The organism is Microbacterium sp. JZ101, from assembly GCF_053903175.1.
On record NZ_CP096400.1, the window covers coordinates 3,007,103 to 3,026,518 of the forward strand.

The 19,416-nt window shown below is 71.6% G+C and carries 17 protein-coding genes; 8 read left to right on the forward strand and 9 right to left on the reverse strand.

The window, feature by feature from the left end:
• The first annotated feature begins 16 nt into the window (after positions 1–16).
• Complete coding sequence (locus M1D56_RS13945; protein ID WP_456283906.1) at positions 17–2,083, forward strand: 5'-nucleotidase C-terminal domain-containing protein; 2,067 nt, start codon at positions 17–19, stop codon at positions 2,081–2,083.
• Positions 2,084–2,143: 60 nt separating this feature from the next.
• On the opposite strand, the gene M1D56_RS13950 is transcribed toward M1D56_RS13945, so the two are convergent.
• Genes M1D56_RS13950 through M1D56_RS13960 form a run of 3 tightly spaced genes read right to left on the reverse strand, consistent with a single transcriptional unit; the run spans position 2,144 to position 5,118 of the window.
• Complete coding sequence (locus M1D56_RS13950; protein WP_324013887.1) at positions 2,144–3,154, reverse strand: DNA-methyltransferase; 1,011 nt, start codon at positions 3,152–3,154, stop codon at positions 2,144–2,146.
• A complete protein-coding gene (locus tag M1D56_RS13955) occupies positions 3,151–4,200 on the reverse strand; it encodes a lipoyl protein ligase domain-containing protein (protein ID WP_271174321.1) in 1,050 nt (349 codons plus the stop codon). The genes M1D56_RS13950 and M1D56_RS13955 overlap by 4 nt, the downstream gene beginning before the upstream one ends.
• Before the next feature lie 60 nt (positions 4,201–4,260).
• Positions 4,261–5,118, reverse strand: a complete 858-nt coding sequence (locus tag M1D56_RS13960) for an alpha/beta fold hydrolase (RefSeq protein WP_456283907.1) — start codon at positions 5,116–5,118, stop codon at positions 4,261–4,263.
• Positions 5,119–5,177: 59 nt separating this feature from the next.
• On the opposite strand from M1D56_RS13960, the gene M1D56_RS13965 reads away from it, so the two are divergent.
• The 3 genes from M1D56_RS13965 to M1D56_RS13975 are packed head-to-tail and all read left to right on the forward strand — an operon-like array spanning position 5,178 to position 7,416.
• Positions 5,178–5,618, forward strand: coding sequence for a MarR family winged helix-turn-helix transcriptional regulator (locus M1D56_RS13965; RefSeq protein WP_271174323.1), 441 nt, complete (start codon positions 5,178–5,180; stop codon positions 5,616–5,618).
• Positions 5,615–7,009 carry an MFS transporter gene (locus M1D56_RS13970; RefSeq protein WP_456283908.1) on the forward strand — a complete coding sequence of 465 codons (1,395 nt, stop codon included), beginning with the start codon at positions 5,615–5,617 and terminating at the stop codon, positions 7,007–7,009. Before M1D56_RS13965 ends, M1D56_RS13970 begins: the two co-directional genes overlap by 4 nt.
• 53 nt (positions 7,010–7,062) lie before the next feature.
• Entirely contained in the window at positions 7,063–7,416 is a 354-nt protein-coding gene (locus M1D56_RS13975; protein WP_282980080.1) for an L-rhamnose mutarotase, read from the forward strand.
• Positions 7,417–7,475: 59 nt separating this feature from the next.
• Here M1D56_RS13975 and M1D56_RS13980 read toward each other — a convergent pair whose 3' ends face one another.
• From M1D56_RS13980 to M1D56_RS13995, 4 genes are all read right to left on the reverse strand, one after another.
• Positions 7,476–8,762, reverse strand: a complete 1,287-nt coding sequence (locus tag M1D56_RS13980) for an MFS transporter (RefSeq protein WP_456283909.1) — start codon at positions 8,760–8,762, stop codon at positions 7,476–7,478.
• Between the two features lie 188 nt (positions 8,763–8,950).
• Positions 8,951–10,150 (reverse strand): ornithine--oxo-acid transaminase, encoded by a 1,200-nt coding sequence (gene rocD / locus M1D56_RS13985; protein WP_456283910.1) that lies wholly within the window; start codon positions 10,148–10,150, stop codon positions 8,951–8,953.
• A complete protein-coding gene (gene ddaH, locus M1D56_RS13990; protein WP_456283911.1) occupies positions 10,147–11,016 on the reverse strand; it encodes a dimethylargininase in 870 nt (289 codons plus the stop codon). The genes rocD and ddaH overlap by 4 nt, the downstream gene beginning before the upstream one ends.
• Before the next feature lie 361 nt (positions 11,017–11,377).
• Entirely contained in the window at positions 11,378–15,106 is a 3,729-nt protein-coding gene (locus M1D56_RS13995; RefSeq protein ID WP_456283912.1) for a proline dehydrogenase family protein, read from the reverse strand.
• A gap of 38 nt (positions 15,107–15,144) precedes the next feature.
• Here M1D56_RS13995 and M1D56_RS14000 point away from each other — a divergent pair, with 38 nt between their 5' ends.
• The 3 genes from M1D56_RS14000 to M1D56_RS14010 are packed head-to-tail and all read left to right on the forward strand — an operon-like array spanning position 15,145 to position 16,998.
• On the forward strand, positions 15,145–15,915 hold the full coding sequence (locus M1D56_RS14000; protein WP_456283913.1) for a hypothetical protein: 771 nt from the start codon (positions 15,145–15,147) through the stop codon (positions 15,913–15,915).
• Positions 15,912–16,472, forward strand: a complete 561-nt coding sequence (locus M1D56_RS14005; RefSeq protein ID WP_456283914.1) for a hypothetical protein — start codon at positions 15,912–15,914, stop codon at positions 16,470–16,472. The genes M1D56_RS14000 and M1D56_RS14005 overlap by 4 nt, the downstream gene beginning before the upstream one ends.
• Before the next feature lies 1 nt (position 16,473).
• On the forward strand, positions 16,474–16,998 hold the full coding sequence (locus M1D56_RS14010) for a hypothetical protein (RefSeq protein WP_421076028.1): 525 nt from the start codon (positions 16,474–16,476) through the stop codon (positions 16,996–16,998).
• Here M1D56_RS14010 and M1D56_RS14015 read toward each other — a convergent pair.
• Together M1D56_RS14015 and M1D56_RS14020 are read right to left on the reverse strand one after the other, a co-directional pair.
• Positions 16,888–18,192, reverse strand: a complete 1,305-nt coding sequence (locus tag M1D56_RS14015) for a hypothetical protein (protein ID WP_456283915.1) — start codon at positions 18,190–18,192, stop codon at positions 16,888–16,890. The genes M1D56_RS14010 and M1D56_RS14015 overlap by 111 nt on opposite strands.
• Before the next feature lie 33 nt (positions 18,193–18,225).
• The gene (locus M1D56_RS14020) at positions 18,226–18,753 is read right to left on the reverse strand and encodes an acyl-CoA thioesterase (RefSeq protein WP_456283916.1); all 528 of its coding nucleotides are present in this window, start codon (positions 18,751–18,753) and stop codon (positions 18,226–18,228) included.
• A 151-nt stretch (positions 18,754–18,904) separates the two neighbouring features.
• Here M1D56_RS14020 and M1D56_RS14025 point away from each other — a divergent pair, with 151 nt between their 5' ends.
• Entirely contained in the window at positions 18,905–19,414 is a 510-nt protein-coding gene (locus M1D56_RS14025) for a GNAT family N-acetyltransferase (RefSeq protein ID WP_271174330.1), read from the forward strand.
• Positions 19,415–19,416 lie beyond the last annotated feature (2 nt).

Consider the following 19,416-nt stretch of genomic DNA (forward strand, 5'->3'; position numbering starts at 1 on the left):
AACCAGGAAGGCACTCATGCGCAGGATCATCGCCGCGCCCGCCGCCGCCCTGCTCGTCCTGCTGCCGGCGGCACCCGCCGCATCGGCCGCTCCGGACGACGCAGAGCAGCGCATCCCGCTCACGCTCATGGCCACGACCGACGTGCACGGACACGTCGTGGACTGGGACTACTTCCAGAACGCGCCGTTCCCCGCCGACGACGCACTCGGGCTCACCCGGGTCGCCACCGCCGTCGATCAGGTGCGCGCGGAGAAGGGCGCCGAGTCGGTCGTCGTCCTCGACAACGGCGATGCGATCCAGGGCACTCCCCTCACCTACTTCTACGGGATGGGCGACGGAGCGCCGTCCGTGCTGTCGGGCGAGCTCGAGCACCCCATGGCGACGGCGTTCGACGCGATCGGCTACGACGCGCAGGTCGTCGGCAACCACGAGTACAACTACGGTCTCGACCTCCTCGCCGCCTACGAGCAGGGCCTCGACGCTCCGCTTCTCGGTGCGAACGTCATCGACGTCGCGACCGGCGAGCCCTATCACGAGCCCTACACGCTCATCGATCGCGAGATCGACGGCGAGACCGTCACGATCGGCGTGCTGGGGGTCGTGACCCCCGGCGTTCGGGTGTGGGACAAGGCGATCGTCGACGGCGTGCTGGAGTTCCGCGACGTCGTCGAGACCGCGGCGGAGTGGGTGCCCGTGGTCGAGGAGCAGGCCGATGTGGTCGTCGTGCTCGCGCACACGGGCAAGGGCACCACTGCCGACGCGGACTACGACCCGGCTCTGCTCGAGGAGGACGCCGCCCGCAACATCGCGACCCAGGTGCCGGGCATCGACGTCGTCGTGGCCGGCCACAGTCATCAGGACGAGCCGGAGGAGATCGTCGAGAACGCCGCGGGCGAGAAGGTGCTCATCACCCAGCCGGAGTACTGGGCGCGCAGCGCGAGCCAGGTCGACCTGACGCTCGTCGCCGACGGCGACGGCTTCCGCGTCGACTGGTCGGATGGCCACGCCCCGGTCGTCGTGCCGCACTACGGGCGAGAGGGGATCGGCGAGAGCGCCGGGCTCGCCGAGGCCGTTCAGCGCGCGCACGACACCACGGTGTCGTACGTCAACACCCCGGTCGCGACGTCGACCGAGGAGCTGCGCACCGAGACGTCGCGCTACGAGGACACCCCGATCATCGACTTCATCAGCGAGGTGCAGGCCGAGACCGTGGCGAACGCTCTCGACACGACGGAGTACGCCGACCTGCCGGTGCTCTCCCAGGCGTCGCCGTTCTCGCGGACGGCGCGCTTCCCGCAGGGCGAGGTCACCATCCGCGATCTCGCAGGCCTCTACATCTACGAGAACACGCTTCTCGGCGTCGTGCTCACGGGCGCGCAGGTGCAGGACTACCTCGAGCACTCCGCGCGCTACTTCGTCCAGACGGAGGAGGGCGCCGAGTTCGATCCCGAGAACGGCACGAACGCCCGCTACGAGGATGCCCCTGAGGGCATCCCCGACTACGCGTACGACGTGCTCACCGGGCTCGACTACACGATCGACATCTCGCAGCCGGTCGGCGAGCGCATCACGGGGCTCCGCCACCCCGACGGCACCCCCGTGTCCGACGACGAGCAGTTCGTGCTCGCCGTGAACAACTACCGGCAGAGCGGCGGCTCGGGCTACCCGCACGTCGCGGAGGCGCCCGTCGTGTACGACGAGCGCCTCGAGATCCGGCAGCTGCTCGTGGACTGGGCGCAGTCGCGCGGCGTGATCGACCCGGCCGACTTCTTCACCGAGAACTGGTCCCTCACCACCTCGCCCGTCGAGGAGGCGCCGTCGCCGGCGCCCACCCCGGAGCCGACTGCCGAGCCGACTGCCGCTCCCTCGCCGGAGCCCACTGCCGAGCCGACCGCGGCGCCCTCGCCCGCGCCCACCACAGCGCCCTCGCCCGCGCCCACCGCAGCGCCCTCGCCCGGGGCCGACGAGGATGCTCCGCTTGCGCCGACGGGCGGCTCGACGGTCATCGGCACCGGCGTCGCCGGCGTCCTCGTGCTCGCAGCGGGGGCCGTGGTCCTCGCGGCGCGCCGGCGCCGAGCCTGAGGAGGGGCGGCGGGGGCGGCGTGCGTCGCCCCCGCCGCTCCGCGCAGGCGCGGGCCGGCGCTACCTGCGGAGCACGACGCGCGCGTCGGGGATGCGGTCCCCCATGATCCGGATGGCGTCGGGGTTGTCGTCGATGAGCACCGCGTCGCGGCCGAGCGCTGCGGCGACCGCTCCGGTCGTGCCGCTGCCCGCGAACATGTCGAGGACGCGATCCCCCGGGCGCGAGGAGGCCTGGATGATGCGGCGCAGGATGCCCTCGGGCTTCTGCGTCGCGTATCCGGTCCGCTCCGCCCCGCTCGTCGGCACGATCGTGTGCCACCAGACATCCGTCGGCAGCTTGCCGCGACGCGCCTTCTCGCGCGTCACGAGTCCGGGCGCCATGTACGGCTCGCGGTCGACGGCCTCGGAGTCGAACCAGTAGCGGTCGGGGTCCTTGACGTAGACGAGGATCGTGTCGTGCTTCGTCGGCCATCGGCGGCGCGACTTCGCCCCGTAGTCGTACGCCCAGATGAGCTCGTTGAGGAACGCGTCGCGCCCGAAGACCGCGTCGAGCATCACCTTGGCGTAGTGCGCCTCGCGGTAGTCGAGATGCAGGTAGAGCGTGCCGTCGTCGGCGAGGAGCCGCCAGGCCTCCTCGATCCGCGGCATGAGGAAGCCCCAGTAGTCGTCGAACCGGTCGTCGAAGGTGCGCAGCGCACCCCGCACGCGCTCGTAGCTGCGGCCGTGGAAGCCCGTGTGCGTCGCCGCGCGGACCTCGGCCTCGTGCGCGTCGATCGCCGCGATGTCGGCGCCGTCCGGGCTCCCGAAGAGCGCGCCGTCCTCGAGGACGGGCTCGGGGGCATCCGCCGCCGCCTCGGGCTCGTCCGGCACGTGGATCGAGAAGCCGCGGCGGCTCTCGTCGGTCTCGCGGCCGCGCCCCGTGTTGAACGGCGGGTCGAGGTACGCGATGGTGAAGGCGCCGTCGGGCAGCCGTGCCGCGACGTCGAGGTTGTCGCCGTAGTGGATCGCGACCGCGCCGCGGCCCGGTGTGAGGGCGGCGAGCGGTGCGTCGTCGAGGATGTCCTGACTCACGGGACGCGGTGGAGCCACGCATCGGTCGCGAACTTGGTGCGCACGAGCTCCTCGGCCTCTGCGAGCTCGTCGGGCGCCACGTGCCCGCGCTCGGCGCCGGTGAACGCCTGGAACGACGCGATGAAGCGGTCGATGATCTCGCGGCGCGACATGCCCGTCTGGCTGCGGATCGGGTCGACGCGCTTCGCGGCCGACGCCGTGCCCTTGTCGCTGAGCTTCTCGCGCCCGATCCGCAGGACCTCGGTCATGACCTGGCCGTCGATGTCGTACGAGAGCGTCGCGTGGTGGAGGACCCCGCCGTTCGCGAGCCGCTTCTGCGCCGCCCCGCCGATCTTGCCCGAGGGGCTCGCGATGTCGTTGAGCGGCTGGTAGGTCGCCTCGATGCCGAGCCCGCGCAGCGCCTGCAGCACCCAGTCGTCGAGGAAGGCGTACGAGTCGGCGAACGTGAGGCCCGCCACGAGCGATGCCGGCACGTAGAGCGAGTAGGTGATGATCTGCCCGGCGCCCATGAGCATGGCGCCGCCGCCCGAGATGCGGCGGACGACCTGGAAGCCGTGGCGTGCGGCGCCCTCGGGGTCGACCTCGTTGCGGTACGACTGGAACGAGCCGATCACGACCGCCGACTCGTCCCACTCCCAGATGCGGAGCGTCGGCTTGCGGCGACCGTCGCCCACGCGCCCCGTGAGCACCTCGTCGAGCGCGAGGTTGACGAGCGGCGAGACGGCGGGGTCGTCGATGATCTCCCACTCGAAGTCGGTCCAGGTCGACGCCGTCACGAGCGCGCGGCGCACGGCCGTGCCGACGGCCTCGGGCGTGAACCCGAGCATCTGGACGCCCTCGGGGAGGCGCGCGCGGATGGCCGCGGCGATCGCCGGGACGTCGGCGGTGTCGGGCATGCCGATCAGCGCGCGGTTGATGTCGTCGAGCGCCGTGTCGGGCTCGAGGAAGAAGTCGCCCGCCAGGTGGAAGGAGCTGATCCTCCCGGCCTCGACCTCGAGGTCGACGACCACGAGCTTTCCACCGGGGACCTTGTACTCGCCGTGCACGCGTCCAGCCTACGTCGTCGCGTCGAGACGACGCCGAGAGAGCGAGCGCTCTCTCGCACGCTACGACCGCGCCGGCACGCGCGCGTCGAGCCAGGCGAGGATGTCGGCGCGCACGCGCCCCTGCACGGGCTCGTTGAGGATCTCGTGCCGCCCGTCGTAGACGAGCGTCGTCACATCCGTCAGCCCGGCGCGCTCCCGATACGCCTGCGCGAGCTTGTGCACGCCGCGCGGACCGCCGACCGTGTCGTCGCGCCCGACGAGGAGGAGCACGGGGACGTCGGCCCCCGCCCGCTCGCGGAGGTCGCGGCGGGGGCGCCCGTAGATCCGGGCGGCCTCGACCACGCCGAACAGCTTGACGAGCGGCACGTTGACCGCGAGCGGATCGTCGAGGAACGCCTTCTGCACGGCCGGGTCGGTCGAGAGCCACTCGACGCCCGTCGCGCCCGGCGCCTTCCACGGCGCGTTGAGGTCGCCCGGGTTCAGGGCGCCCGGCCACCGCAGCGACGATCCGACGAGGACGACCGCGTCGTACGCCTCGGGGTGGGCGTCGAAGAGGATCTGCGCGAGGAAGGATCCCCACGAGTGGCCGAGGAGCACGAGCGGGAGGCCCGGGCGCTCGTCGCGGATCCGCCGCGACAGCTGCCAGACCGCGTCGACCGCCGCGCGGTGCCCGCCGACGCCGAGGCGACCGAGCTTCGCCACGTCGCCGTGCTGGCGCATGCCCGTGCGGCCGTGACCGCGATGGTCGTCGGCGTAGACCGCGAAGCCGGCCCCGGTCAGCGCCTCGGCGAGCGCGGCATAGCGCCCCGCGTGCTCGCCGACGCCGTGCAGCACCTGGACGACACCGCGGGGCCGCCCCTCCGGCTCGTAGACGTCGTACACGATGGCGACGCCGTGCGCGTCGACGAACTCGGGCATGCGTCGATCGTACACACCCCTTTACTTAGCAAAGCTAATGAGCTAAGCTAATGGTTGACATGGCTAAACAATCCGCATCGACGAAGCTCTCCTCCGACGCCTCCGAGATCCGGGCCGCCGTCTTCCGCCTCTCGCGGCGGCTCAAGCAGCAGCGCGCCGTCTCGGACATGACCGACGGGCAGTTCGCCGTGCTCGTCGCCCTCAAGGTGCACGGGCCGCACACGCTGTCCGCGCTCGCCGAGCGCGAGGGCATCACCGCGCCATCCATGAACCGGACGGTCAACTGCCTCGAGGAGCTCGGCCACCTCAGCCGCACCGAGAACGGCGATGACCGGCGCAAGGTCGACATCCAGATCACCGAGAGCGGGCGTCGCGTCGTCGAGGAGACCGCGCGGCGACGCGACGAGTGGCTCTCGAAGGTGCTCGCCGATCTGTCACCCGAGGACCGCCAGACGCTCCGCAGCGCGGCGGCGATCATCATGCGGGAGGTCGAGCGATGAACGCGATGTTCCGGTCGTTCGCCTCGTTCAACTACCGCATCTGGTTCCTCGGGGCCCTCATCTCCAACGTCGGCGGATGGATGCAGTCGACGGCGCAGGACTGGGTCGTCCTGACCGAGCTCACCGACAACGACGCGACGGCCATGGGCGTCACGATGGCGCTGCAGTTCGGCCCGCCGCTCGTGCTCGTGAGCGTGACCGGCTGGGTCGCCGATCGCTTCGACCGGCGACGTCTTCTCATGGTCACGCAGGGCGTGCTCCTGCTCCTCGCGCTCGGGGTCGGCGCGCTCCTCCTCGCCGGCGTGATGACCCTGCCGCTCATGCTGCTCTTCGCGCTGGCCTTCGGCGTCGCGAACGCCTTCGACAGCCCCGCGCGGCAGGCGTTCGTGTCGGACGTCGTCGAGCGCCGGTACGCGGCTAACGCCGTGGCGCTGAACTCGGCGTCGTTCAACATGGCGCGCCTCATCGGCCCGGCCGTGGGCGGTCTGCTCATCGTCGCGGTCGGGAGCGGATGGGTGTTCTTCGTGAACGCCGCCACCTTCCTCGCCATGATCGTGGCGCTCATGCTCATGCGCCGCGACGAGCTCGTGCCGCGCGTGCGCAGCCAGGGCGCGGCGCGCGTCGCCGACGGCTTCCGCTATGTCTCGCGCCGCCCCGACCTCATCGTCGCGTTCGTCATGGTGTTCCTCGTGGGCGCGTTCGGCATGAACTTCCCGATCTTCGCGTCGACCATGGCGATCGAGTTCGGGCACGGTGCGGACGGCTACGGGCTGCTGAGCTCGGTGCTCGCGATCGGCTCGCTCACGGGCGCACTGCTCGCCGCCCGACGCGAGCGCGCCCGGCTGCGCGTCGTCATGATCGCAGCGGGCGGCTTCGGCGTCGCGTCGCTCGTGTCGGCGGCGATGCCGAGCTACTGGACGTATGCCGCCGCCCTCGTCTTCGTCGGCTTCGGCACGGTGACGATGCTCACCACCGCGAACGGCTACGTGCAGACGAACTCCGACCCGGCCCTGCGCGGCCGCGTGCTCGCCCTCTACATGGCGGTCATCATGGGCTCGACCCCGATCGGCGCGCCGATCGCGGGGTGGGTCGCCGACGCGTTCGGCCCTCGCGCCGCCATCGTCCTCGGCGGCACGGCCGGCGTGCTCGCGAGCCTGATCGGGCTCACCTGGGTCATCTGGTCGGGGCGCCTGCACCGCGATGCCGACCGCCGCCTCGGCGTCTCCCTCGACGAGACCCGGCCGCTCGACATCATCACGAAGGCCAATCCGACCGTCGCGCCGGAGGAGTTCAGCGACCAGGTGGCCCAGACCACGGCCATCCGCATCGACGACGAGGACGAGGACGAGGACGAGGACGAGGACGAGCGGATGGCGCGACGCGGCCGCTGAGGCTCGACGGCTAGCATGAAAGCGCTTGCCCGCCATCGAGAGAGGCCCCGCCCATGAGCTCCACGACCCGCGTCTGCTTCCGTCTCCGGGTGAAGCCCGAGATGCTCGACGAGTACATCGCGCGCCACAGCCCGGTGTGGCCGGAGATGCTCGAGGAGATCGCCGCAGCCGGGCGGCGGAACTACTCGATCTTCCACCTGGGCGGCGGGGAGCTCATCGGGTTCTACGAGACCGACGACGACGCCGCCGCGCAGGCCTACCTCGCGGAGTCGGAGGTCGCGGCACGCTGGGAGGAGTCGATGGCCCCCTTCTTCGTGTCGCTCGACGGCCGCGCCGACCAGGCGGCCGAGACATTCCCCGAGGTGTTCCACCTCGAGTCGCAGCTCGCCGACGCCCGCGGCGCCTAGCGGCGACGACGAAGCCCTCCTGCGCCGGCCGGCGCAGGAGGGCTTCGTGCTGCGGGAGCTCAGACGAGCGACTTCGCGGGAGCGCCGTAGCGCTCCTCCTCGATCTCCTCGAGCGTCTTGCCGCGCGTCTCAGGCGCCCAGATCGCGCCGACGAGCAGGGCGACCGCGAGGATGGCGATGAGCAGCGCGCCGAGTCCGTGCAGACCCATCGTGGTCAGCCAGACCGGGAAGCCGTAGCTCAGGATGCCGACCATGATGCGAGCGGCGAAGAACAGCACGCCCTGGGCCGACGCGCGGTAGCGAGTCGAGAACAGCTCGGCGGTCCAGAGGCCGTAGAACGCCTGCGCGCCGATGCCCGAGGCGAAGCCCCACAGCACCGCGAACGCGAGCATCGTGACGGCGGAGGCCGGCAGGTAGACGAGCACCACCCATCCGGCGATCCCCATGACCGCGCCGATCACATAGAGCAGGCGACGGGAGACGCGGTCGGCGAAGCGCATGAACCCGAAGTAGGTGCCGAGCACGGTGAAGAGCCACAGCAGCGACTGCAGGAAGAACTGCTGCTGCGCATTGGTGAGGCCCGCCGCGTCGTAGACACGCGGCATGAAGATGCCGGCCTGGCCCGCGACGGTGTTCCAGAAGCCGTAGACGCCGATGAGGAACAGCAGCGCCGTGAGGTTCTGCTTGCGGCCGAAGAGCGCCTTGAGCCCCTTGCCGCCGACCGCGTTGGCGGAGGCGTCGTCGCGCGAGGCCTTCCAGCGCTTCGACTCGGAGAGCCCCTGCCGGACCCACCACGTGACGAAGGCGACGACAAAGAGGTGCACGAAGATGATGCGCGAGCCGAGCAGTCCGAGCGGCTCGAGCAGAGCAGCGAGCAGGAAGCCGATCATCGGGCCCACCGACCAGGCGAGCTGCGCCGTGCCGACGTGGGCCGCGCGCTTGTCGGCGGGCGCCTCCTCGGCGATGTAGGTCCACGAGGCGGGCACGCCCGCGCCGACGGCGATGCCGGTGATGACGAACGCCGCGAGCAGCATCCACTCGTTCACGGCGAATGCCGCGATGAGCACGCCGACCATGTAGACCATGAGGTCGTAGGTGTAGATGAACTTGCGCCCGAACCGGTCGCACAGCGGCCCGCCGATGATCGCTCCGATCGCGGCGCCGAACGCGTTCGCGCTGAGCGCGGCGAGGAGGCCAGCGAAGCCGTCGGTGAACCCGAACTGCGCCTGCCAGAATCCGAGGCTCGTCGCGATCGCGATGATCGAGCCCGCTTCGATGTAGTTGGACATCGCGACCGAGATGGTGGCCTTCCACCCCGTGGTCGATTTCGCTCCGATGCGTGCCATGTGAGTCGTCTCTTCCTTGAATCCGTTCGACGTCGTCCGCGTCCTCGCGCTCCGATGTGACCGCTCTCATAAAACGATTCAACGACGCCGAGTCGGTACCTTACGCGGCGCGGGGACCATCCGCAAACCGCCGGACGACAGAAGCCCTCCGACCCCTGGCGGGGCGGAGGGCTTCTGGAGGAACGGGATCAGCCGGCGAGATCCGCCAGCACGACCTGGAGCTGCTCGAGCGCCCAGTCGATCTCGGTCGCGCGGATGACGAGCGGCGGGGCGATCCGGATGGTCTGCCCGTGGGTGTCCTTGACGAGCACGCCGCGCGCCATGAGCGCCTCGGACACCTGACGCCCCGTGCCGATGGACGGGTCGATGTCGACGCCGGCCCAGAGCCCGGCGACGCGGATCTCGGTGATGCCCTGACCCACGAGCGCCTCGAGCTTCTCCCGCAGGTGCGCACCGAGCAGCTGCGCGCGCTTCTGGAACTCGCCGGTCGCGAGCAGCTCGACGACGCGAAGCGCCACGGCCGCAGACAGCGGATTGCCGCCGAACGTGGACCCGTGCTCACCCGGGCGGATGACGCCCAGCACCTCGGCATCCGCGACGACAGCCGACACCGGCAGGATGCCGCCGCCGAGCGCCTTGCCGAGCAGGTAGACGTCGGGGACCACGCCCTCGCGATCGCACGCGAACGTCTCTCCCACGCGGCCGAGCCCCGACTGGATCTCGTCCGCGATGAAGAGCACGTTGCGCTCGCGCGTGACCTCGCGCACCCGCCGGAGGTAGCCATCCGGCGGGATCACGACGCCCGCCTCGCCCTGGATCGGCTCGATGAGCACGGCTGCCGTGTCGTCGTCGATCGCCGCGGCGAGCGCGTCGGCGTCGCCGTAGGGCACGGCCACGAATCCGGCCGGGAACGGCCCGAAGTCGTCGTGCGCCTCGGGGTCGTCGCTGAAGCCCACGATCGTCGTCGTGCGGCCGTGGAAGTTGCCGTGTGCGACCACGATCTTCGCGCGGTCGTCGGCGATGCCCTTCACCCGGTAGCCCCACGCCCGCGCCACCTTGATGCCGGTCTCGACGGCCTCGGCGCCGGTGTTCATGGGGAGGACGAGGTCTTTGCCGCACAGCTCGGCGAGTGCCGTCGCGAACGGCTCGAGGCGGTCGTTGTCGAACGCGCGGCTCGTCAGCGTGATCCGCCCCAGCTGCTCCATCGCGGCCGCGACGAGGTCGGGGTGCCGGTGGCCGAAGTTGAGGGCCGAGTACCCCGCGAGCATGTCGAGGTACCGCTTGCCCTCGACATCCGTCACCCACGCGCCCTCGCCGCCCGCGATGACGACGGGAAGGGGGTGGTAGTTGTGCGCGACGTGGCTCGTCGCGGTCTCGGCCGTGGTCACTTCGCGCCCCGCAGCTCGAGCGTGCAGCACTTGATGCCGCCGCCGCCGAGCAGGAGCTCGGACAGGTCGATGAGCACCGGGTTGTACCCGCGCTCGCGCAGCTGCGCCTCGAAGCCCTTCGCGCGCGGCGAGATGAAGACGTTGTACCCGTCGCTGGCGGAGTTCAGGCCGAAGACGGCGCCGTCCTCATCCGAGACCTGGATCGCGTCGGGGAAACGCTCCTCGAGGATCGCGCGGCTGCGCTCGTCGAACCCGCCGGGGAGATAGGCGATGTTCGCGGGCCCGGTCGTCTCGTCCTCGACCGGGTCGAGCACGCTCAGTGCCGTGTCGAGGTGGTAGAACCGCGGGTCGACGAGGTTGAGGCTGATCACCTCTCGGCCGAACACGCGGGCCACCTCGGCATGGCTGTCGCCCGTCGACCGGAAGCCCGTGCCCGCCAGGATGACGTCGCCCGCGAGGAGGAAGTCGCCTTCGCCCTCGTTGACCTCCTCGGGCACGACCGTCTCGAAGCCGTTCGCGCGGAACCAGTCGATGAACGCGGGCGCCTCGCCCTGGCGCTCGACATAGCGGAAGCTCGGCCCGTAGGCGATGCCGTCGATCACGAAGCCGCCGTTCGCCGTGTAGACCATGTCGGGGTAGTCGGCGAGGGGCTCGATGAGCTCGACCTCGTGCCCCAGCTCGCGGTAGGTGTCGTAGAGCACCTGCCACTGGGCGACCGCCCGCGCGGTGTCGGTCGGCCGCGTCGGCTCCATCCAGGGGTTGATCGAGTACGACACGGTGAAGTGCTCGGGGCGGCACATCAGATAGCGCCGCTTGTGCTGAGTGCGAGTCGGCGCCTCGGTGGGCGCGGGAGACGCGACGGACATATTTCGCTCCTCGTCGTGGCAACGGGCGGCGGACGCTGTCCAGAGGCCCGGCGGAGCTGGTAGCCGCGATCCGGGCACGCCGAGGTCATTCTTCCACGGTGATCCCGAGTCGTCGGTGAGAACGCGGCGTCAGGGCACCACGACGATCTTGCCGAGGGCGTGCCCACTGTGAGCGCCCGCTGTCGGTGAACGCTCCCGGATTCGGACCGGTGGGGCTGGTGTGAGCTCCTGGGGCCGACACGCGCACACGCGCCCCACCGATCCGGATCCGGACACGCCTGCGCGACGAGGGACACGCCAGCGCGACGCCGGACACGACGTGCTGCCGCCGCGCTGATCAGCCCCCGCGCCGCGCTGAGCGTCAGATCACGTCGGAGAAGCGGTCGTCGGGATTGCCGAAGCGGTGCGCCGTGATCGAGATCGACTGCTCGCGCAGGAACGGCAGCAGCTCGAGGCGTCCGGCCGTGGTGACCTCTCCCGCATAGACCGCGAGATCGGGATCGCCCTCGACGCGTGCGGCGAGCGCTCGATGCAGACGCTCGACGCTCTCGCGCGATCCGACGAGGCGCGCGCGGGACGGCCGCTCGCGTCGGATCCCGAGGATGTCCTCCGAGGTCGGCACCGCCGCGTCGTCGGCCTCCTCGTCGGAGACGTCTCGATCCTCACCGCCCTCGAGGGCCTCGTCGGCGGGCGCGGCTCCGGCCATCCGCTCGATCCACTCCGCGTCGCTCTCGACGAAGACCGGCACGTCGAGCTCGCCGAGCGCACGGCGCACGGCCGCCGGGAGCCCCGACGGCACGCTGAGGGAGAACCAGTCGGCGGCTCGGACGCCCGCGATCACGACCCGCAGCACGGCCTGCCACGGAGCGTCGGCGGTCGCGCGGATCGCGACAGAGGCCGCACGGTAGCGGAAGAGGTTGCGCTCGATTCCGAGCCGCGAGACGTCCTTGACGCGGCCGAACTCGCGGTCCCACGCGATCGCGTCGGACAGCGCGCCGCGCCGCAGCCACTCGAACTCGTCGTACGACAGCGAGGGCTGCGCGGCCTCGATGAGCGCGGCGATGCGCGTGTCGAGCCCGCGCAGGTGCAGCGACTGCGACGACGGGCCTCCGCTCGTCGCGCGCCACGATCCGAGGCCGACGAGGTAGTTCGGCCCGCCGGCCTTGGCGCCCGCTCCGACCGACGAGCGCTTCCAGCCGCCGAACGGCTGCCGCTGCACGATCGCGCCCGTGATGCCGCGGTTGACGTAGAGGTTCCCGGCCTGCACGGTCTCGAGCCACTGCTCGAGGTCGTCGGGGTCGAGCGTGTGCAGACCGGCGGTGAGACCGTAGTCGACGGCGTTCTGCAGCTCGATCGCCTGCTCGAGGCTCGCGGCGTGCATGATCCCGAGCACGGGCCCGAAGAACTCCTCGCGGTGGAAGCGCGAACCGGGCCGCACGCCGATCCGGATGCCCGGTGTCCAGTAGCGGGCATCAGCGTCCTCGAGACGGCGCGGCTTGAGGAGCCACGACTCTCCCTCCTCGAGCTCCGTGAGCGCCCACGCGAGCTTGCCCTGCGGCTCCTCGATCACCGGCCCCATCTCGGAGAGCGGGTCGTGCGGCGGTCCGACGCGCAGCGACCGGGTGGCGTCGACGAGCTGCCGCGCGAAGCGCCGGGAGCGGCCGACCGGCCCGACGAGGATCGCGAGCGATGCGGCAGAGCACTTCTGCCCGGCGTGGCCGAACGCGCTGCGCACGACATCGGCCGCAGCGAGGTCGAGATCCGCCGACGGCGCCACGACGATCGCGTTCTTGCCGCTCGTCTCGGCGAGGATCGGCAGATCGGGGCGCCACGACCGGAAGAGCTGCGCCGTGTCCCACGAGCCCGTGAGGATCACGCGCTCGACGGCGGGATGCGAGACGAGGCGCTGCCCGAGCTCTGGCTCGTCGAGCGCGACGAGGGCGAGCGCGTCTCGGGGCACGCCCGCGTCCCAGAGCGCCTCGGCGACGACCGCCGCGCAGCGCCGCGACAGGTGCGCGGGCTTGAAGACGACCCCCGAGCCCGCGGCGAGCGCGGCGAGCACGCCGCCCGACGGGATGGCGATGGGGAAGTTCCAGGGCGGTGCCACGACCGTGACGGCCGATGGCTGGAAGACGGCCCCGGCCACCCGGTCGAGCTCGCCCGCGTTCGCGGCGTAGTAGTTCGCGAAGTCGACGGCCTCGCTCACCTCGGTGTCGGCCTCGGCGAGCACCTTGCCGGTCTCCGACGCGGCGACCTCGATGAGCTCGGCCCGCCGCGCCTCGAGCGCCCGGGCGGCACGGCGCAGCACGGCCGCGCGCTCGGCCGCGGGGCGCGCGCCCCATTCCCTGCCCGCCGTGCGCACGCGCTCGACGATCTCGTCGAGCGCGCCGGCGTTCGCCACGTGCGACGTCGCGACGGTGTCGGCTCCTGCGCGCGAGTCGGGAATGCGGGCGAGGATCTCCCGCGCCCATTCCCGGTTCGCGGCCAGGGCGGGATCGGTGTCCGGGGTGTTCCGGAACCCCGGCGCGCCTGCCGCCGCCGCGCTCTCCTTTCTCGCGAAGACGGCGGTCTCGACCCAGTCGTCCTCGAAGCCCGCGGCCGACGCGGATTCGCCGGCCGCGATGTCGAGCACGACCTGCGTGAGCTGGCCATCCCCATCCGACGCCGCGTCGCCCGAGCCGCCATCGAGGTCCGCGTCGTCCGCCCGCCGCTGCCCACGGCGCGGCTCGCGCGCGAGAGACGTGTCGTCGGCTCGGCGCACGGCGCCCGCGAAGCGGTTCTCCTCGCGCGCGAAGAGCGTCTCGTCCTCGTGCAGCGAGAAGGCGGCCGACAGGAAGTTCTCGCTCGATGCGTTCTCCTCGAGACGCCGCACGAGGTAGCTCACGGCGACGTCGAACTCGTCGGGGTGCACGACGGGGACGTAGAGGAGCACGCGCCCGACCTCGCGCGAGACCGCCTTCATCTGGCCCTCGGCCATCCCGAGGAGCATCTCGAACTCGATCGCATCGCGCACCGCGCGCTCCCCCGCGAGCAGCCACGCGTAGGCGATGTCGAAGAGGTTGTGCCCGGCCACCCCGATGCGGACGGCCCGCGTGCGCTCGGGCGAGAAGGCCGCCCGCAGGCAGCGGATGTAGTTGGCATCGGTGTCGAGCTTGGTGTCGTACGGCGCCTGCTCCCACCCGTGCAGAGTCGCGTCCACCCGCTCCATCGCCAGGTTCGCGCCCTTGACGAGACGGATCTTAATGGGCGCGCCGTCGCCCTCGACGCGCTCGGTCGCCCAGTCCGTCAGGCGGTCGAGCGCCGTCAGCGCGTCGGGCAGGTACGTCTGCAGCACGATCCCGGCGTGGTAGCCGTGCAGTCTCGGGTCGTCGAGCACGCGCTGGAAGACCGCGATGGTGAGATCCAGGTCGCGGTACTCCTCCATATCGAGGTTGAGGAACGTGCCGTTCTTCGCCGCGGAGAGGTACAGGGGCAGGAGCCGCTCGGCGACGAGCTCCACGGTCTCGTCGAACGCCCACATCGAGAGGCGGCTCGCGATCGCGGACACCTTGACCGACACGTAGTCCACGTCGGGGCGGCGGACGAGATCGTGGATGCCCTCGAGGCGACGGCGCGCCTCCTTCTCGCCCAGCACGGCCTCGCCGAGAAGGTTGAGGTTGAGCCGCGCGCCCTTCTCGCGGAGCTTCTCGATCGCCGGCCCGAGCTTCTCCGGTCGCGCATCGACGATGAGGTGCCCGACCATCCGCCGCAGAGCGGCGCGGGCCGCCGGGACGACCGCGATCGGGGCGACGGGAGCGAGGACGCCGCCCGCCTGCACGGCGCGGCGGAGGTACCAGGGCAGGAAGCGCGGCGCCTTCGGGGCGATGCGGGCGAGCTGCGACGCCGCTGCCGAGAGGCTCTCGGGGCGCATGACCCCGTCGACGAAGCCGAGCGTGAAGGGCAGGCCGTTCGGATCCTGCAGCACGCCGGCGAGCCGCTTCGCGGCCGGATCGACCTCCGCCTCAGCCGCCTCGTGGACCCAGCGCCGCGCCAGCGCGACGGCGCGCTCGACCAGTTCGTCCGTGCCCTCGGATGGTGTCTGCTCGGCCATGCGCTCAGCCTACGAGCGCGATCCCCGCGGCGGCGGGCATGGATGATGTGGGTCTGCTGAGTCGTATGCTCTGCGTCATGGAGGAGGCGGAGGGCGCGCGGCCGACGGAGGCCGCCGCGTCGGAGTCGGCGGCGACCGCCGTGAACGCGGCCGCGCTCAGCGGCGGAGGAGCACCCGCCCTCGGCGCGTGGGCGCGGAACCTCATCGACCGGATCCCCACCGGGTGGAGCGCCACCATCCTCACCGGGCTCGCGCTCGGCGCCACGGCCATGTTCGGCGGTCTCGAGGACGCGCCCGTGCCCCCGCCCACGATCGTCTCGGTCGCCGCGGGCGAGGACCACGTGAACGACGCCCTGCGGATCACGGTGCAGCGCGCGATCGTCATCGACGAGCTGTCCGGGTCGGGGAGCTCCCCCGACGACGACTCCGACGACCGCGTGTTCGCCCTGGTCGTCGACGTCGAGAGCCGGTGGGACCGGCCCCTCTACGCGACGACGACCCTGCAGTCGAGCGTGCTCGCGCCGCACACGGAGCTCGACGAGTTCGACCGGGACGCCGAGATGAGCGTCGTGCGCCTGGAGGACGAGACGTCGGGCGTCGTGCTGCAGCCGCACGTGCCCGAGACCCTGGTGCTGTCCTGGGTCGTCCCGGGCGATCGCTATGCCGACGGCGAGCCCGTGGAGATCGCCCTCCGCGACCCCGAGCTCTTCGTCTACACGACCTTCGAGCACGAGGACGAGTGGACGGACTTCGCCGAAGCCGCGACCGTCTCCCTCACCGTCGAGGACCTTGGAAGCGGGGCATCGTGATCCGGCGCGCAGCCGCCCTCCGCTGGGGCGCCGGCCTCGCCCTCGTCGGCGCGGCCTGGGGCGTCATGCAGCTCACCCCCGACGACGACGTCATGCGCGAGCCGTTCCGCACCTGGGCATCGGTCGGCGAGCACGTCGAGACCCGCACGCTCGCGGGCGCCGTCACGGACGCACGGCTCGGCGAGCGCATCTCGGACGAGAGCGGATGGCGGGACACGGGGATGTGGCTGGTCCTCGACCTGGAGATCGCCGCCATGGAGACCGACGCCGACCGCTCCCTCGAGCACGTGCGGCTGACCCTCGACGACGGCACGGTGTACACGGCGAGCGAGCGCCCGGAGGACTCCCTCTATCGCGCCCCCACCCACGTCGGGCTTCCGCGCACCGGCAGCGTCGCCTTCGAGCTGCCGCTGGAAGCCGCCGACGAGCGGGCCCGCATCGACATCGGCACCGAGCTCGAGCCGTGGGTCGACGCACTGATCTCCCTCGACCTCGACCTCGGCTCCCTCGAGGTGCGGCCGTGGGTCGAGCTCCTGCCCCTCGGATGGAGCGGCTGAGATGCAGAGGTCCTGGCTGCGACGCAACGCCCTCGCCCTGACGGCGCTCGGCGTACTCCTCGTCGGCGCGATCGCCGGCATCGGCGGCCCCGCGTGGTGGTCGCGACACGAGACGATGCCGGTCTTCCCGCACACGGTCGCCGCCGGCGAGACCGGCGCGTTCGGCGGCGCCACCTGGCGCGTGCGCAGCGTGGAGGACGTCTCGACGGAGGTCACGTCGCCGCTGCCGCCCGGCGGGCGGGCGATCACGGTCACCGTCGAGGTGTCGCCCTCGGACGACGAACTCGCCTGCAGCATCATCCGCCTCAGCGAGATCGGCGGCTCGCACCGGCAGTGGAATGCGAACCCGCCCGACCTCGACGTGCCCTACGACCCGGAGGTCGACGCGTTCTGCGACGCGTCCGACGGGGATTTCCTACTTGGCTTGAGCTTCCTCGTCCCTCGCCAGGTCGACGGCGCCCTTGCTCTCGACATCCCGGTCCAGGGCGAGACCCCGGCGTTCGTCCGTCTCGAGCTGCCCCGCTGACAGCACGACGCGATCGAGGGTCGCGTCATAGGCGGACGCGACGAGCGCGAGCCGCAGCGGCTCGACGATCAGCGGCATGATCAGGAGGATCAGCCGATCGAACACGCCCCAGAACGTCGCGAGATCGTGCGGGCCGACGAGGCGCGTGATCGCGTAGAGGAGAACGGGCTCGAGCAGGAGCGTCACGCTGTACAGCAGGATGAACCCGCCGATGAGGACGGGCCCGCCTCGGAGCATCAGCCGGATCGCGCCGTAGATGGGCGCGACGCGCGACGCGGCCATCCCGCCGAGGTCGTTCAGCCGTCGCTGCGCCGACGCGGGAAGGCTCGACAGACGCGTGCGCGCCGCCCGGATGACGCGGTGATCGAGCTCGAGCCCGCGCGCGCTGATCGCGACGCCGTAGACGACGCCCGCGATCGCGAGCCACGCCAGCGGAAGGGAGACGACCTCGACGAGCTGCGTGACCAGCCACCAGAGTGCTTCCCACGCCCACGCGACGGGAGTCGCCGCGCGGGCGATGGCGTCGCCCACGCCCTCGGCCCAGGCCGTCGCGGCGCGGCTCTCGACCCAGTCGCGGACGGGCGCGGAGAAGGACTGGATGATGAAGCCGACGCAGAAGGTCCACACGAGCTCGAAGACCACGGCGACGGCCGCCGTCCACTCGGGCAGCCGGTCGCGGAACCTCGTCCAGAGAGTGCGCCCCGTGAACGCGACCACGATGAGCACGATCGTCAGCGCGCTCACCTCGACCTCGACGATCCGCGAGAGGTCGGCGCCGCTGTCGCCCCAGCCGAGGTCCGTCGCGTAGAGCTCGCCCGCGCGCCGGGCCCAGTCCAGCCGGTCCTCCTCGAGATAGCCGGCCGCCACGTAGAACGCGATGAACGGGATCATCGCCGCGATCAGGGCGTCGATGAAGAAGTCGCGCCGCTCTCGGCGATCGACGGGAGTCGGCGCGACCTGCTGCAGCGCGGCCATCCCGTCCCGCATCACGAGGAGCATCGCGACGAGCGCGACGAGCCGGAACAGCACGCCGAGCGCGAGGAGCATGAGCCCGCCGATGCCCGAGTAGAGCCCCACGTAGGCGGCGGCCTCGACCGCGAGGTGGCGCCCGAGCTGCCCGAAGAGGAACCACGCCAGCAGCGCCGGCCAGTGCGCGAGCAGCAGCCTCCCCATGGTCCCGAGCATCCGGAGCATGCGTTCACGGTACTGCCCCGGGACCGGGCGACATCAGTCCCAGATGCTGGGGGCGGGGCGCCGCGTCGACGGCAGCGCCGCCGCGTCGGCCCACGTGTGGATCCACTCGTCGACCTCGGGGAGGCCCTCGGGCACGTGCACCGCGGCGAACAGGTCGTCGTGCGGAACCGGCCCGCCGGGGCCGAGGAGGCGCGCCCGCACGATGGCGCGCGCGAAGACCTCGCCGTCGACCACGGCGCGGTGCTCCATGTAGAGCGCGCGGTCGTCGCGGCCGATCCAGCGCGTCTCGAGGTCGAACCGCTGCCACAGGTCGAGCGAGCGGCGGAAGGTGATCGTCTCGCTCGAGACGACCGGGTACCAGCCGCGGGCGCGGAAGACATCGGTGAGTCCGGCCTGCTCGAGCATGTCCCAGCGCCCCAGGTCGAACAGCGACAGGTAGCGCCCGTTGTTGAGATGCCGCAGGAGGTCGATGTCGGTCGGCAGCACGCGGAGACGGATGCGGTAGACGTCGGTGAGGGGCCGCGTCCCGCGGCGGCGCCTGCGCAGCTTCGCTCGGAGCATCACGAAGAGGGTTCGCCAGAGCACGTTCACGGGTCCGGACGCTACCGGCGGCGCTCGCCCGGACCGCTTTCCTTGTGCTCGTCCCACAACCCCGCGGCCGGCCATCCCCCTCCGATTTCGCCCCTCCTCCGGGCGCGCGTAATCTGACGGCATGGCCACCGAAACGCACGCCGACGTGCTCGTCCGACCTGTCCGCGATGTCGACGTCGAGGCACTCGGACGCGTGCACGCGAAGGTCTGGCACGAGACCTACGACCAGCTGATCAGCAAGGCCACGCTCGAGAACGTCTCGCCCAAGCGCCTGGCCGAGCTCTGGACCCACTACACGGCCCTCGGCCCCGAGTACCGGATGGCCGCCGCTCTCGTCGACGGCGAGATCATCGGATTCGCGGGCTCCGGTCCGGCGCGCGACACGGACGCCCCGGCCGCCCGGGAGCTGTACTTCGTGTACCTGCTCGACTCGTGGCACCGCAAGGGCATCGGCCGCGCGCTCTTCGACGCGGTCGTCGAGAAGGACGAGCCGCTGTACCTGTGGCTGGCCGAGCAGTACCCCGGCGCCCGCGACTTCTACGAGAAGCGCAACCTGCGCCTCGACGGCGGTCGGCGCGAAGAGGCGTTCCTCGGTGAGACGATCACCGAGGTGCGCTACTCGCGCAGCTGACG